Source organism: Pantoea sp. RCC30.1 (assembly GCF_058148845.1).
Window position 1 is genome coordinate 189348 of record NZ_JBXUHX010000001.1, and the last position, 14377, is coordinate 203724.

Annotated in this window: 10 protein-coding genes and 4 pseudogenes; 10 read left to right on the top strand and 4 right to left on the bottom strand. The window is 47.8% G+C overall.

All coding sequences use genetic code 11. From position 1 onward, the window contains the following. Positions 1-16 precede the first annotated feature (16 nt). The 4 genes from AC2LB6_RS00885 to AC2LB6_RS00900 all read left to right on the top strand — a co-directional run bounded on the left by AC2LB6_RS00885 (position 17) and on the right by AC2LB6_RS00900 (position 3274). Entirely contained in the window at positions 17-952 is a 936-nt protein-coding gene (locus AC2LB6_RS00885) for an NADP-dependent oxidoreductase (protein WP_490092019.1), read from the top strand. A 28-nt stretch (positions 953-980) separates the two neighbouring features. Next, a complete protein-coding gene (locus AC2LB6_RS00890; protein WP_490092020.1) occupies positions 981-1850 on the top strand; it encodes an SDR family oxidoreductase in 870 nt (289 codons plus the stop codon). A gap of 92 nt (positions 1851-1942) precedes the next feature. Continuing rightward, positions 1943-2344, top strand: coding sequence for a DoxX family protein (locus AC2LB6_RS00895; protein WP_490092021.1), 402 nt, complete (start codon positions 1943-1945; stop codon positions 2342-2344). Between the two features lie 24 nt (positions 2345-2368). Continuing rightward, complete coding sequence (locus AC2LB6_RS00900) at positions 2369-3274, top strand: pirin family protein (RefSeq protein WP_490092022.1); 906 nt, start codon at positions 2369-2371, stop codon at positions 3272-3274. A gap of 406 nt (positions 3275-3680) precedes the next feature. On the opposite strand, the pseudogene AC2LB6_RS00905 reads toward AC2LB6_RS00900, so the two are convergent. Further along, positions 3681-4649, bottom strand: a pseudogene (locus tag AC2LB6_RS00905) (IS5 family transposase). 770 nt (positions 4650-5419) lie between these two features. Between AC2LB6_RS00905 and AC2LB6_RS00910 the strand changes: the two are divergent. The 4 genes and pseudogenes from AC2LB6_RS00910 to AC2LB6_RS00925 all read left to right on the top strand — a co-directional run. Then, entirely contained in the window at positions 5420-6097 is a 678-nt protein-coding gene (locus AC2LB6_RS00910; protein WP_490092023.1) for a phenylacetate--CoA ligase family protein, read from the top strand. A 161-nt stretch (positions 6098-6258) separates the two neighbouring features. Then, positions 6259-7038, top strand: coding sequence for a hypothetical protein (locus tag AC2LB6_RS00915; RefSeq protein ID WP_490092024.1), 780 nt, complete (start codon positions 6259-6261; stop codon positions 7036-7038). 17 nt (positions 7039-7055) lie between these two features. Next, positions 7056-8408, top strand: coding sequence for an MATE family efflux transporter (locus AC2LB6_RS00920; protein ID WP_490092025.1), 1353 nt, complete (start codon positions 7056-7058; stop codon positions 8406-8408). Positions 8409-8461: 53 nt separating this feature from the next. Then, positions 8462-8578 (top strand): annotated as a pseudogene (locus tag AC2LB6_RS00925) (transposase); the annotation flags it as partial. A 335-nt stretch (positions 8579-8913) separates the two neighbouring features. Here the strand turns inward: AC2LB6_RS00925 and AC2LB6_RS00930 are convergent. Continuing rightward, positions 8914-9099: pseudogene (locus AC2LB6_RS00930) on the bottom strand (helix-turn-helix domain-containing protein); the annotation flags it as partial. 406 nt (positions 9100-9505) lie between these two features. On the opposite strand from AC2LB6_RS00930, the pseudogene AC2LB6_RS00935 reads away from it, so the two are divergent. Continuing rightward, positions 9506-9712 (top strand): annotated as a pseudogene (locus AC2LB6_RS00935) (Rid family hydrolase); the annotation flags it as partial. Between the two features lie 78 nt (positions 9713-9790). On the opposite strand, the gene AC2LB6_RS00940 reads toward AC2LB6_RS00935, so the two are convergent. Both AC2LB6_RS00940 and AC2LB6_RS00945 read right to left on the bottom strand, forming a co-directional pair. After that, positions 9791-10321, bottom strand: a complete 531-nt coding sequence (locus AC2LB6_RS00940) for a GDYXXLXY domain-containing protein (RefSeq protein ID WP_490092026.1) — start codon at positions 10319-10321, stop codon at positions 9791-9793. Next, positions 10314-12521, bottom strand: coding sequence for a DUF4401 domain-containing protein (locus AC2LB6_RS00945; RefSeq protein ID WP_490092027.1), 2208 nt, complete (start codon positions 12519-12521; stop codon positions 10314-10316). Before AC2LB6_RS00945 ends, AC2LB6_RS00940 begins: the two co-directional genes overlap by 8 nt. A gap of 393 nt (positions 12522-12914) precedes the next feature. Between AC2LB6_RS00945 and AC2LB6_RS00950 the strand changes: the two genes are divergently transcribed. Further along, positions 12915-14273: an esterase-like activity of phytase family protein gene (locus tag AC2LB6_RS00950; protein WP_490092028.1), complete on the top strand. Its 1359-nt coding sequence runs from the start codon at positions 12915-12917 to the stop codon at positions 14271-14273. Positions 14274-14377: the final 104 nt, after the last annotated feature.

A 14377-nucleotide genomic window follows, 5' to 3' on the forward strand; every position in this document is an offset into this window, starting at 1 on the left:
GCGACGAGGAGCTGCAATGAACAACAGACAACGCGCTGTACTGATTCGCCACTACGGCGGGGCTGATGCGGCGGAAGTAGCCGAGGTTGAAAAGCCGACACCGGCAGAAGGCCAGGTTCTGGTTAGGGTTCTGGCCGCTGGCGTGAACGGTATTGACTGGAAAGTTCGTGAAGGACTGGTACGGAATGCCTTTCCGCTCTCACTACCGATCATTCTGGGTGCCGAGTTGGCCGGAATTGTCGCCGCAGTCGGTTCCGGTACCTCTCGCTTTCGCGTCGGTGACCGTGTCATGGGCGCAATCGGAGGGTTGGGCGCATACGCCGAATTCGTGGCAATTAACGAAGCAAGCCTTTCACCGACACCGGACGGGCTGAACGATATCCATGCTGCTGCCATCCCCGTAGCGGCAGTCGCGGCCTGGAACAGCTTACACCACGCAGGAGCGCTCTATTCTGGCCAGCGCATCCTCATTCATGGTGCTGCCGGTGGACTCGGGACTTACGCTGTGCAGTTTGCCAGCCGGGCCGGTGCCGAAGTCTTCGCCACTGCAGGCACAGCTGATCTGGATTTCGTGCGCGGACTTGGTGCCAGACATGTCATTGATTATCAGTCACAACGTTTCGAGGATGTTGCCCGGAACATTAACCTGGTGCTGGATTACGTTGGCGGAGAAGTGCTGGACCGCTCCTGGCAGGTTTTGGCAGAGGATGGCGTTATCACTGGCACAACCTCACCGGACATTCTGGTTCGAAAACCCGCTAATCGCCGGGGCCTCTGGTTTATGAATAAACCCGATCCGCTATTACTGGAAAAGCTGGCCATAGATGTCGCCAGTGGCACGCTTCAGTCCAGGGTTGGCGGAATAGTGGGGTTCGCTGATATTCCAGACGCTATCGAACGTAACCGTACCGCCTCCCGGACCGGAAAGGTCGTTGCAGACTTTTCACGTTAATCATTTTCTTTATCTTCAGGAGTTAAATATGAGCATTCTCGTTACGGGTGCCACAGGCACTATTGGTTCACTCATCATTCAGCGGCTGGCCGACGCCGGTGCCGAGACGACAGCCCTTGTACGCAAGGCAGGTAAACGTGAATTCCCTGCAGGGGTTACTGAAGTCGTTGCAGACCTGACCGATGTTGCTTCAATGCGCAGGGCACTGTCATCCGTACGCACGCTATTTTTGATCAATGCGGTCACGCCAGACGAGGTTACTCAGGCTCTGATCACTCTCAACCTGGCTCGCGAAGCGGGAATCGAACGTATCGTGTATCTGTCGGTCATTCATGCTGACAGGTTTACAAACGTGCCGCATTTCACTGGCAAGCATACGGTTGAACGAATGATAGAAAGCCAGGATATTCCTGCAACTATTTTGCGACCGGCTTACTTTATGCAAAACGACCTTATGGTTCAGCAGACCATTCAGAATTACTCAGTGTATCCAATGCCGATCGGATCGGCAGGCGTCTCAATGATTGATGTCAGGGATATCGCAGACGTTGCCGTGGCTGAACTACTGCGACGCGATAGAGCAACTTCTGCACAGGAAAGCGTAACGCTGGAACTCACAGGCCCTCAGCCACTTACCGGAACATCCGTTGCGCAAATCTGGAGTTCTGTTCTGGGGCAAGAGATCACTTATGGAGGTGATGATGTCGCCGCTTTTGAAGGGCAGCTCACCTCTTACTCTCCGGGCTGGCTGGCATACGACATGCGACTGATGATGGCAGGTATCCAGACATTCGGTATGCACTCCTCGGAAGGAACGATCGCGAAGTTACAATCCATCATAGGACATCCGCTGCGCACTTATGAAGAGTTCGTACGCGAATCCGTGGCAGGGAACTAAAGCATCGGGCACAGGGGCGGTTTACTGCCAGGCAGATATCCGCCCTGAACAGACTGCCTGTTCGTCTTTATTTCACACTTGAGAATACGGTTATGAAAACACAAAAAATAACGCAGTCCCCCGCATCGGGTAAAACCATCAGATACCTTTTATTCATACTGCGTCTTCTTGCCGCTGCTGCATTTCTGGCCGCAGGCGGCGCCAAGCTTGCGGGCATGCCAATGATGGTTGCGATTTATGAACATATTGGCCTGGGACAATGGTTTCGTATTCTGACAGGGATGATCGAGGTTATCTCTGCAATAGCCCTGTTAATACCGTCCCTTTCCGGTCTGGCGGGATGTGTGCTGGCTGTCACTATGTGTTGCGCCATAATGACCCACCTGTTCGTCATCGGTGGTAATCCTCTGCCAGCCATCGTTTTGTTACTAATGACTGCAGGGATCGCCTGGTTTAATCGCGCGGACATCCAGCATCTCCTCCGTAAAAGGTAAACGTCATATTTTTGGAGTAGTATCATGCCGAATAACACATTGAACCAACTAGATAAGAATGTACGCCGTCGTATTACAGAACGTACCCGGGGAACATCAGGCCATGGCCCTATTATCCGCCTGATGAGTCCTTCCGATCTGGGGATGATGCTGAAACCCTTCGTGTTTCTCGATTTCTTTGATGCCAGTGGGGATGCCATTCATGCGATGTCAGAGATGCCTCTGCATCCCCATTCCGGTATCGCCACCGTGACGGTATTTACGCAAGGCAGAGTGCGTTATAACGACCCTGCCAATGGCCAGGGAACGTTCGGTTATGGTGGTGCCGAATGGATGCTTGCCGGCGGAGGCGCCTGGCATGGTAAGGAACTGTCTGCCGATGAGGTGCCCCGTATTCAGGGATTCCAGCTGTGGATTGCTCTGCCTGAAGAGCTTGAAAACAGTGAGCCAGAAAGTCGCTATATCGAGTCGGTAGGTGAAAGTGTGGGGCTGCCTTTCCATGTTATTCTCGGTAACTACCAGGATGTACAAAGTCCTATTTCTGCACCTGAAGGCATGAACTACCTGCTGGTCACCTTAACGCCCGGAGAGCAGTGGACCTATCTGCCACCGGCCGGGCACACTGTCGGATGGCTCGCGCTTGCCAGTGGAGAGCTGAATGCTGGCGAATTTATCAAGGCGGGGGAAATGGTGAGTTTTGATTTCAGTGAGGCACCCATCATCCTTCAGGCATCTGAAAATGAGGATGCGGTCTTCGTGTTAGGCTCAGCAATACCTCATCCGCATCCGCTGCATCTGGGACACTTTTCAGTGCATACCAGCGCGCTGGCACTGGAGCGGGGTGAACGACGGATAGCTGAATTGGGCAGAAAAATGAAAGAGGAGGGAGATCGTCGTACTGCATCTGGAACAATTCCTGTTTTCCGCTAAGGGGTTACTATGTTGTCGGATTAATTTAATCCTTTAGCCTCCATCTTTCAGAACGGGATGTCATGGGCGTACCACAGATGAACCCTTTGTAATAAAAATAATCAGCTATTTCTACAGCACCTCTTGTCATTTTCCTTCATCTGTTCCGCCGCTTTAGAGCTTTAGAGCGCGATCAATCATTGTTACGCCGCAAGATGTAGGGGTTATTAAGTTGGGCTGCGCTCAATAAAACAGCCTCAGTGAATGTTAATCGGATGTGCGTTTGTGGCACCAGGCTAAGTGACTTCAGGCTAATGTCTGCTGTGAGAGAGAAGTGGATGTTATGCGTTATTGACGATTGGCATTCCACTCGGGTTTGTTGAATAAATCAGATTCGGGGCGAGTGTCCCTGTCGCAGGGCAGAGTTTCAGGCAATACGGAAGCTTTCTGGCATTCCTGCCTTTGTCATTCTATTCAGCGCTCGAACCATGGCCAGAGCCTCAGCCACCTGCCCATCATAATCACGCAGCGTCAGTGAACCCCCGAACAGCTGTTTTATCCGATACATCGCCGTTTCCGCTATCGAGCGACGGTTGTAATCTGTTGTCCACTTCCACCGCGTATTGCTCCCGCTCAGACGCTGATTTGCAACGGCACGGTTGCGGTCTGCATACTCAACGGGCCATTAGCCCGCGCCTTTTCGGGGAGGGATAAGCGCGCTGATATTCTTACGCCGCAGTTCATCATGACACAGACGCGTATCGTATGCGCCATCGGCCGCTGCCGCCCTGATTTTTCTGTGAGTCTGCCGGATAAGACCCGGGAAGGCTTCAGAGTCCGTTACGTTGTTCAGTGACAGGTCCGCACAGATGACTTCATGTGTTTTACCATCAACAGCAAGATGCAGCTTTCGCCAGATACGGCGGCGCTCTTTGCCGTGCTTTTTAACTTTCCATTCGCCTTCACCAAAGACCTTCAGCCCGGTGGATTCAATCACCAGATGCGCTATTTCAACCCGGGTGGGCGCTTTAAAACTGACATTCACCGACTTTGCCCGTTTGCTGACGCTGCTGTAGTCCGGGCTGCGCAGTGGGACACTCATCAGAGAAAAAATGGAATCAATAAAGCCCTGTGCGGCTCGAAGGGTCAGCCGGAATAGGCGTTTAATCATCAGAACGGTAGTGATAGCAAGGTCTGAATAGCGCTGAGGCCGTCTGCGTGATGCGGGCGTTGCTGACTCATACCAGGCCTGAATCGCCTCATCATCCAGCCAGAAAGTGATGGAGCCACGATTAATCAGGGCTTTGTTGTAGTTGCACCAGTTGATGATTTTGAACTTCTGCTTTGCCACGGAACTGCCTGCATTATCAGGATTATGCGTGATCTGTTCCTGCAACTCAGCAAAAGTTCGATTTATACAACAAAGCCGTTTGGTGACGATAATAGCCTTTTAAGACGCATTATTTATCTTTAACACTGTGGGCTAATGATAAATCGAATGCGGCATATCAAATCATTGTTCCGATTAAACCGTCTGAATGACTGGATCAAAAACTTTAAAATTTTTGATTAAAATCTACCCTTTATATGATTTATGGAATTACATGTTCATAAAAAAGAATTAGAAACAGGTAAATCATTGAATGATAAAAAGAAAAAATCCCATTGTTATTAATGGCAAAGCTAAGAACAAAAGCAAAAAAAAAGACATAAAATACAAAATATGACTCCACATGGACGTTTATATGGAAATAATAATGCATAGGGGAATTTTATAAATTTTAATAGCTTGAAATAATAAAAAAACGAAGAGGTTTAAGCTGAAGGCAGGAAAAAGCAGCAAACAAAAAAATTGACAACAAAAAAACGAATATGTAAGTTGATTGAAATTTTATGAATTCAACATTATATTTTCAGTGAGAAAGACCCCTCATGGTATGAAAATTAAAAATTAGTAAGAGCGCTTAAAAAACAACACTACCAAATTAGTATAATCGAATAGAAAAGGATAAATTATGGTATCGGTCGTAAGAGAATACACGGATGAAGTTAATAATAAAATTAGAGATGTTGAGGGAGAATCGATTACTCATCTAGAACTCGAACCCTTCATAAGAAGAAACAATCGTACAATCAAAGAAACGTTAGAGACGCAGAAAAAACTCCATGATAAATGGGAAAAACAAAAAAAATGCAGTAAGGGTTCTGCCTTTTCAGAGTTATGAAGAAACACGCTCCCAACAACTGGAGAAACTAAAAAATCTCGTTCAGCATGCATATTCAACAACAAATTTTTATCGGGAATTATATAATACAGTTGGTTATGAGCCAGGTTGCATAGTTGACTGGTCTGATTTTGAAACCCTACCGATAATAAATAAAAAAATTATCGTAGATGCTGGGTTAAGCGAAGAAATCAGGGATAATAATAAAAATGTTAACTTGCATTCAGCAAGAACATCTGGTTCAAGTGGATTAAATTTAACAATTTACCAGGATGACGAAAGTGTTCACTATCGGCACATCTTATATATTCGGTTTTGTGAAATGATGCTTGGTCGAAAGCTTAAAGAAAACGACCTTAGATATGGTATTTATTTTGCTTTAGAACGATTCTCTTCTTTGTTAGGAAAATATCCTTTTGTTACATTCTCTCAAGAAACCCCAGTAGAATTAATCATTAAAAATCTTGAGATCCTAAAACCACAACTCCTTTTGTCATTCCCAAGTTACTTACAACGATTGTATAAAAATGGTATTTGTATATCAGATATCGGTGTTGAAGCAATTTGTACAAACTCGGAAAGAAGCAGCCTTGAAGAAAGGTTAGTGATACAGGAATAACTGGACTCACACTGGGGGGCGGGATTGGATGGCTAGTCTGTTCAGCTGGTCTTACATGTGATTATTTAGAACATGTCGACTTGATAAATTATAAGGGAGAAACTATTGAAGTTTCAAGTTGTAATAACTCTAAATTATTTTCAGTTCTTAAAGGCTCAGGGATGGGAGCTTTTGGAGTTATAACCAGACTAACTTTTCGTACAATTGGATTGCCAGAAATAATTGCAGGATCTGTAATTTTCTCTGAAGAAAATGCGTCTTTAACATTAAAAAAATTACTCAATTTTTACAAAAATAAACCGTCTCCTAGGATTACTATTGCACCAGTAATTTCAATGAGCTGTGAGCGTAGATTATCTATTGATTTATGCTGCACTAGTTCGGATGTCAGGGATCTTTTTTCATTGAAAAGATTAATTGGGGGTGACTGGTCTGATGTAAAAAAACGCTCCTACACTGAATGGCAGTGTGCCTTCAATGATATGTTCTTACCTCCTAAACGAGGATATTGGAAGAGTGTACATTTTGATAGTCTTAACATTAATACCGATTTATTGTCTGAGGCTATCGTTGATGCTCCTTCAGATGGTTGCACTATCTTAATGGAAATATATAACCCGGAGCTACTTCTTTCATTTTCGGATGAGTCATTTTACCCCAAAAGAAATTCCCACATTGGGATACTACTATCCGCTCGTTGGGTTGATTCTGAAAGAGATGATGAATATATTAGCTGGGCAAAAAAATGGAATTTAACACTTAAGGAATTAGGAGGAGATGTTGGTTATTCTAACTATTCATCTCTTGATGGTGGGATTGCCAGTGGCTATTCAAATGAAGCGATCGACCTAATTTCAAGTGTCGGTAATTTTTATGATCCAAAAAACCTCTTTGCTAATGGGCATCGTAGCAAGATTCTTAAAAAAACTTTCCAACATTAACAGCTGGATAATGTATTATGGAAAACATTCAAAAGAAGCTTTTATCTATAGGTATGCCTTTGGCGATTGGCTTCATCGCTCAGATGACTATATCCTTCTCAGATGCTGCATTGGTAGCCAGACTGGGGCCTGAGCAACTAGCAGGGACAACTCTCGCTCTTAGTCTATTTACGTTGGTAATGCTATTTGGCATTGGGTTTATATCAGCAATCTCACCTTATGTAGCTGAAGCGTTTAAATTAGATGAGATGGATAAAATAAAATACTGGTACTCTCAAGGTCAGTGGGTATCATTTGTTATTGGTATAATTGGGTGCTTAATATTATTATCAACTCAAAAAATCCTGGTTTTTTTTGGTGTCGACGAACAATTAGCTCACTATGCACAAGAGTATAATTCTGGATCAGCTCCGGGCCTTTTTTTCTTTTTACTTTATGTTAATGCTCGCTCTTTAGCGTCTGCAATAGGTAAACCAGCTTTGTTGACATTTGTAATGTTAATATCAATTCCTATCAACTTACTTTTAGGATGGTTTTCAATTTTTCAAAGCCCGTTCGGTTTAGGGTTAGGCATTTATGGAGCAGGTTTATCAAGCTCTTTAATTAGAGTAATTATATTTGCAAGTATCACTATAATCTTTATGCGTGAGAAAACATTCAAACAGTTAGATATAAGCATTTTGCCTTCTAAACCTAAAGTTCAGTTTCTGGCTAAAATTTTTAGAACAGGTGCCCCAATAGGTTTACGTATAACACTTGGTGAGGGTTTTATTCCCGCAATTTCTTTTTTTGTCTCTTACTTTGGTCAAAGTGCTATAGCTTCACATAGTATTATGGCACGCCTATTATCTTTAGCTGGGGTTTTTGTCCTAGGATTTTCTGGTGCTGCATCAACCCTTGCAGCATGGCTTAGAGCGGAAAATGACTGGCTAGGTTTACAAAAGCTTAGGAATTCTCTTTTATCTATTTCTTTTCTTTATGTCATGTTAGTAAGTTCACTTATTATCTTTTCATTTAAATTTATCATAAATAGCATCTTCTCAGTTCATGATTTATCAATTATTTCAATGATGAATACACTTCTTCCTTTACTTTTGTTATCCTTGTTTTTAGATACCTTAGGTAATATGTACAATGGGTTTCTTGTAGGTATGCTTGATACATCCGTCCCCACTGTTGTCGTTGTTTCAAGTTATTGGGTTATTGGTTTAGGTTTTGGTTTTATATTTTCTCGCTTTGATTCTTTAGGTTTTATCGGCTATTGGGTTAGTATGATTATAAGTAGCTTAATCGTATTGGTATTTAATTTATATAGAACTGCAGGCCACATTGTTAATATAAGAGAAAATATTTTACCTGATCCCCATTGATTAATACACTTTGATGTTATTAATTTTTTCATGATCCACATGAGGACATCCTCATGAAGAAGCGATTTTCCGACGAACAGATCATTAGTATTCTCCGCGAGGCAGAAGTCGGGGTTTCGGCACGGGAATTTTGCCGCAAGCATGCCATTTCAGACGCCACCCTCTACACTTAGTGTAAGAAGTTCGGCGGCATGCAAGTCCACGAAGTGAAGCGGCTAAATAGGTTTTGAAAGGCTTGAGGCTTAAGCCGTGTGCGAGGAAACTTGCACGCACGATTCTTAGGGGAGGATGTGGCGGTAACCCCACATCCTTATCCGACACGTCATCGGCTGAAAAAAGAAATGCTGAAAATGCCCTTATTATTACGGGCGAGCCGGAAACCGCGCGGCAGTATGAGACGCAATTTAACCTGCCCGTCACCCGTGCTGAATTAATATCACGCAGGTCGAAGAGTCAGTATTCAGATCAGGAGGGTGCTTATTATGACGGCAAAGAAAACATTTCCCAGTTTCACACCCAGCCGTTGCTCAAGGCGGACAACATTTTTTCCTGCCGCAGATTTCGACAATCCCATCCGGGCTGCTGCAGCTGTAAAGCTGCCTGTTTCAACGGTCTGTACAAAAGCCACTATACAAAGCAGATAATAGCCTGAAATCGTCAGATTTTTTCTTTCAAAGGCTGGGTGAACCATATTCTGCCATTACCATCGGCTGGCCCTTGGAGCCATGCCAGATGATGCTCGCCTATATCGAGAGGAACCAAAACGTTAAGTTTACTTTTCTGATGATAGATTTCTTGGAAAAAACTCGCGTCGCAACGTGAAAGGCTTTTCGTCAATGTGCTGGCCTGAACAGAAGATACTGCGCATGCCATGTTAAGTATCATGCCGGTTGTGTATACAAATTTACGCACGTTATATCCTTATTTAGAAAAAACATTTTTAGTATCGGCGCGAGTTGATGAAACTTTACAGTGCTCCATTAAATGTCTTTCATGTTGATTTTGTTAGTGCAATAACAGTAAGTCTGGATCGTCATTGTCAGGCTGTGACGTGCTCCCGGTAAACTAACTTACCATGATGCAAGCAACGTCCGCTTCTGGCACAGAGCGGACTTCAGTTCGCCCGCTATCAGCAGCATGGTAATGCTGATAACATCCGTTCAGGCGATTTGCTGTTTGTCTCGGGTCAGATAGGCAGCCGAGCCAATGGCATCACGGAATCCGATTTTGCTGCTCAGGTAAAACTTGCCTTTGTAAATCTGACAACAACGCTTGCGGCGGCAGGTTGTACGTTTAACGATCTGACAGGGGCATCCGGGCAATAAGGACATTATGGCCGCCTGTCAGTTTTTTTTGGGCAGGGCAGTGAGCGTCTCGCTTAGTTAAGGCTGAATCACCTTACCCTGCTCATCAAGCAGATCCGTCAGGAGTGCCGTGCCATCGCTCCCCACCCGAAATGCCCCGTAACGGGCCTGCGCAAAACGCTCGCCATGGCCTTCCTGAAAAAACCAGGCGTTGGTGCCGACGGTCAGCGAACCGTAATGTTGATGGTATTTCACCCTTAGCTGATTCGGTTGCAGAGGCTCACCCTGATCAAACCGGGCCTGAGTCGCATGACGCTGTGCATCGAGGTCAACAATCAGGGTTCCGCTGGTGGGCAGGCATGGCGCTGACAGGGTCCCGCCGCAGGATTCAGCCTGTTGATACAACGTCAGCTCCAGAGGACGGGTGAGGGCATAATTCAGCGCCATGTAATCACCCTGCATCAGGGAGCGCGGGTCAACCGGGGCAAGGGGTAAAATCATGACCGCGCCTTGCTTCAGCAACTGCTCTTTTTGCCATATGCTGACATTGACGGCCACCAGCACCAGCGCTATCACAGCGCCAGTCAGCCATCGGCTCTGTTTACGCATTCTCACTGGCACCTCCGATTTGTGCGGGTAATACTTTTTTGACTCCCCATGCCAGCCCCAGTAAAACCAGACCGCTGAGCAGTAGCAGCAGAGATTTCTGCAGCAGAATGACCTCCAGGAAGTAATACCAGCCAATGACATACAGCACCATGAAACCGCTACTAACCACCAGCAACCCCAGACTTCCCTGATAACGCGCCATCAAAATCAACCACAAGCCCAGCCCGATACCCGGTGCGTAGAGAGCGGCAGCACCGCAGATCAGGGCAGCGGGCAGTGTAATAATCGAAAACAGCGGCTGGCCGTTCCTTCTCTGACTGAGCGCACTTAGCATTAAACCTGTCGCGATCCCTGTACCCATAGCAGACTGAAGCGTAGCAAACTGCGCAGCGGACCAGAACATATCCGTGATAAACGCCGCGTTTATCCCGAGGAAACTCAGCAACATCAGACCAGCCGGAATGCCATACAGCAGGGGAGGTACCGCGTCAGCATACGGCCCTGCCTGTAACCTCAGCTGATGGCTGACAATCCGCAGCCACAAAAACATGACCGCCGCCACCAGTATGGAAACAGCAAGGCGACCCGCCGTCGGCGACAGGGTCAGCCGGGCCATTGAATAGCCCGCCAGCACCAGAAAAAAGGTCATGGCCGTGATGGCCATAAACCGGTAGGTGCGGTCAGGCATCGACACTGCCATCACGGCAAGAATCGGCAAGGCACACAGTGAACCCAGCATCATAAAGCTGATATCACTGCTCTGAATTTGTAGCAGAACGCCGAAGATCAGCCCGCACGTTGCCGCAATGGCCCAGGCCAGCCCGAGGTGATGTTTACCGTCACGCTCATTGCGTAACAGGCCGCGCGCAATGACGGCGAGCAGCAGTGAAGGCAGAATAAGGGTGGCAGAATTCGGGTCGTCGAGTAAGTCAGCGGCATAGAGCACCAGCGCCATCAGTAACAGAATGATGATCGCTGCGACCCAGCCTCCGATACTCAGCGCCAGCCTCAGATACCATGGCAGATCCGATGCGTGACCGCGTTGCTGGATCTCCTGAACCTGTGAGTAGCTCAGCAAGCCCTGCTGACGCAAAGTGTCTTTCAGTACGGTTAGCCTGGCCGGAACCAGATCGATTGGCCCATTTTCAACCAGTTTGCGTTGCCACTTCAGCAGGATCGAACCATTTGCCACTACCCATAAAATCATCAAAGCACCCGTCAAAAACAGGTCACCCGTATCATAGGCCAGAAGGAATAGTTGCATGATCAGCGCGCAGCCCACAACGGTCAGACTGGCGATGCCCAGCGTCAGCATGCAGAGATCTACGTAGCGATAACGGTACAGGTAATAGCCCGCCAGCAGGGTGATCGCCCAGGCGCCCGTAACAGACGTAAAGTGGTTAGCGCCTTGCCAGTCAGAGAGATTTCCGGCCACGATGCTGGTCAGCAGCAACAGTAAAAATCCCGCCATGACGCGTGAGAACCAGCGGCTTGCCAGCCAGCTCTCTGGATGATGTTTAATCGCCCTCCAGGCCAGCGCTTCCCGGATAATCAGGCAGGCTGCCAACAGTGCAAGATAGCTGTAAAGCACAGCCGTCGGGAGCCGGGTGAAGCTGTCAGACACGGCGACATCCAGCAGTGAGCTCGGCAACGTCGTGTAATAGAGCTGGAACGCCAGGTTAGCGATGAGCCAGCTGAAAAACCACAGGCTGTTCTGCCGGGCAATCAGAGCCAGCGGCAGAAGAACGCATAACCAGGCCCGGAATAGCTCCCAGCTGTCAGCTCCGGTCTGATAAATCTGCCCGTAAAGCGCAAAGAGGGCGCCGAATCCTAAGCCTGCCGCCAGCAACGCGCTGCGAGCCAGCGTGCTGTACCAGCGCCACCAGGTAATCACCGCCAGTGCGATGATCAGCAGTTCGGCCAGGGCAAATTTCGCCATCTTCGGCAGCCAGGCCCAGTTCCAGGCAACAAAGAACACCGCTCCGGCAACCAGTGACAGTAATCCCAGGCAGCACAGAACCGGGATAAGAAACTGGCGCCACTGAGTATCTGACGGTCTGATACCACAAAAAGCATAGATACGCAGGCAGGCCTCCGGCGTCAGGCTTCCGCCTTTCACCAGACCAGCGATCTGACGGCACAGATACGCTGCCGTCCGTGACGGCATCCCGGTTATGCCATCAGGTGCAATCTCCCTCATACTTTCCCTGCCTCTGTTTACGGTGTGACTTTGATGATGATGTTAACCACTGCTTTTCCCTGCGATCAATTCATGTATCAGCTCTGCTGCGCGGCAGATAATGTTGCAGAACAAATGTAAACATCTTTTCCGGGATATAACAGCGTAAATCAAAGGAGAGGGGTGAACTCTGCGCGATCCGCCGCATTCTTATGATCATGAGTATCGCTGACCAGAAACATCTGCGTTTACTGATGTAAGAATGCGGGCCGTTGTGTCTGAACAGACAGGTTCATCCCACTTTCTTATCGGGGAAATAATCCACCAGTTCGAAGCCCATGTTTCCCGAAGATTTCATTTTCCTGTCATTTTTATTCTTTACGCTCGTAGCTTCCCTTCATGGATATTAAAAAGATGAAAATAAAAACTATTTCTCTGGTTATTGGTTGCACGCTCTCGTTATCAACGTTAGCGGCACAGCCCAAGGTTGAGCACTATATCGTCAGTTTTCCCGAAGGGACGCATGTGAGCTACAACGGCGCGTTCGCCAGCGCATTTCCCCATGGTTTGCCGGTGGGGATCGGCTCAGGTTTGCTGTTTACCGGCAAGCAGGGGGATGCGCTGACCTTCGTGACCGTCACCGATCGCGGACCGAATGCCGACTCGCCCGATGTGGGTAAGAGAGAATCAAAAATTTTCGTCACGCCAGATTTCGCTCCAATGCTGATGAACATTCGGGTGCAGAACGGCAAAGCCGAGGCCACGGATGCCCGACCTTTGCATGACGATAAGGGCAACGTTAACGGATTGCCGTTGCAGGATGGCGTCATCGGATCAACCAATGAAATCGCGCTAAGCGATACGCTGAAAGTACTGCACGGCGATAACCGCGGTCTGGATACCGAAGGCATTACGCCGGATGGGAAGGGCGGATACTGGCTGTGCGATGAGTATGGCCCGTTCCTGATTAACGTTGATGAGCGCGGTAAAATCCTGGCGATGCATGGGCCTCAGGCAGCAGAGGGGGAGAAATCCATCGCAGGTGGTCTTCCGAATATTCTCAAATGGCGTCAGCCAAATCGCGGCTTTGAGGGGATCACCCGCATGCCGGATGGGCGTATCATCGCTGCGGTGCAGAGCACGCTGGATATCGACGGTAAAAGTAAGAAGCAGGCGCGCTTTACCCGCCTGGTGAGCTTCGATCCGGCGACCGGGAAAACCGCAATGTATGGTTACCCTATCGACAGCGAGGCTTACAGTAAAAACAGTGACGCAAAAATTGGCGATATTGTGGCGATCGACGATCAGCATATCCTGCTGATAGAACAGGGCACCGACAAAAACGACGCGATGCGCAACCTTGTCTATAAGGTAGATCTCAGCCCGGCTACGGAGCTTTCAGCATATGATAAGCTTGGCGAATATCCAGAGTTTAACGACGAGAAAACGCTGGAGAAGCGCGGTATCAAGCTTGCCGCTAAAACGCAGGTTGTCGATTTACGTCAGCTCGGCTGGCAGCAGGAGAAGGCCGAAGGGCTGGCACTGATCGACAATAAAACGCTGGCGGTCACCAATGACAATGACTTTGGCGTGAAAACGGTCATGCAAAATCCGGTGGAAGGTAAGAAGCGTAAGGATTATCGCGTAACGGAACAGGGGACGCTTACGGTAGATGATAAGCCGGTGGCCACGACCATTGGCCTGAAGGCGCTGAAGAAACCGGAGTCTGACAGTGAATTATGGATTGTTACACTGCCTGAACCGCTGAAATAAACGCTTTCCTACCCGAGGCTTCACCCCTTTATCGCAGGTGATGATGAGACATGGCGTAATACATTTACCCTGGCCCGTCGCGCATTGATTCAAAGGGGTGGTTT

Bases quoted from the DNA above. Each gene is read 5' to 3' on its own strand.
- AC2LB6_RS00885 (WP_490092019.1), top strand. From the start codon at position 17: ATGAACAACAGACAACGCGCTGTACTGATTCGCCACTACGGCGGGGCT.
- AC2LB6_RS00940 (WP_490092026.1), bottom strand. From the start codon at position 10,321: ATGCGTAAACAGAGCCGATGGCTGACTGGCGCTGTGATAGCGCTGGTG.
- AC2LB6_RS00895 (WP_490092021.1), top strand. From the start codon at position 1,943: ATGAAAACACAAAAAATAACGCAGTCCCCCGCATCGGGTAAAACCATC.
- AC2LB6_RS00890 (WP_490092020.1), top strand. From the start codon at position 981: ATGAGCATTCTCGTTACGGGTGCCACAGGCACTATTGGTTCACTCATC.
- AC2LB6_RS00950 (WP_490092028.1), top strand. From the start codon at position 12,915: ATGAAAATAAAAACTATTTCTCTGGTTATTGGTTGCACGCTCTCGTTA.
- AC2LB6_RS00900 (WP_490092022.1), top strand. From the start codon at position 2,369: ATGCCGAATAACACATTGAACCAACTAGATAAGAATGTACGCCGTCGT.
- AC2LB6_RS00945 (WP_490092027.1), bottom strand. From the start codon at position 12,521: ATGAGGGAGATTGCACCTGATGGCATAACCGGGATGCCGTCACGGACG.
- AC2LB6_RS00920 (WP_490092025.1), top strand. From the start codon at position 7,056: ATGGAAAACATTCAAAAGAAGCTTTTATCTATAGGTATGCCTTTGGCG.
- AC2LB6_RS00915 (WP_490092024.1), top strand. From the start codon at position 6,259: ATGGGAGCTTTTGGAGTTATAACCAGACTAACTTTTCGTACAATTGGA.
- AC2LB6_RS00910 (WP_490092023.1), top strand. From the start codon at position 5,420: ATGATAAATGGGAAAAACAAAAAAAATGCAGTAAGGGTTCTGCCTTTT.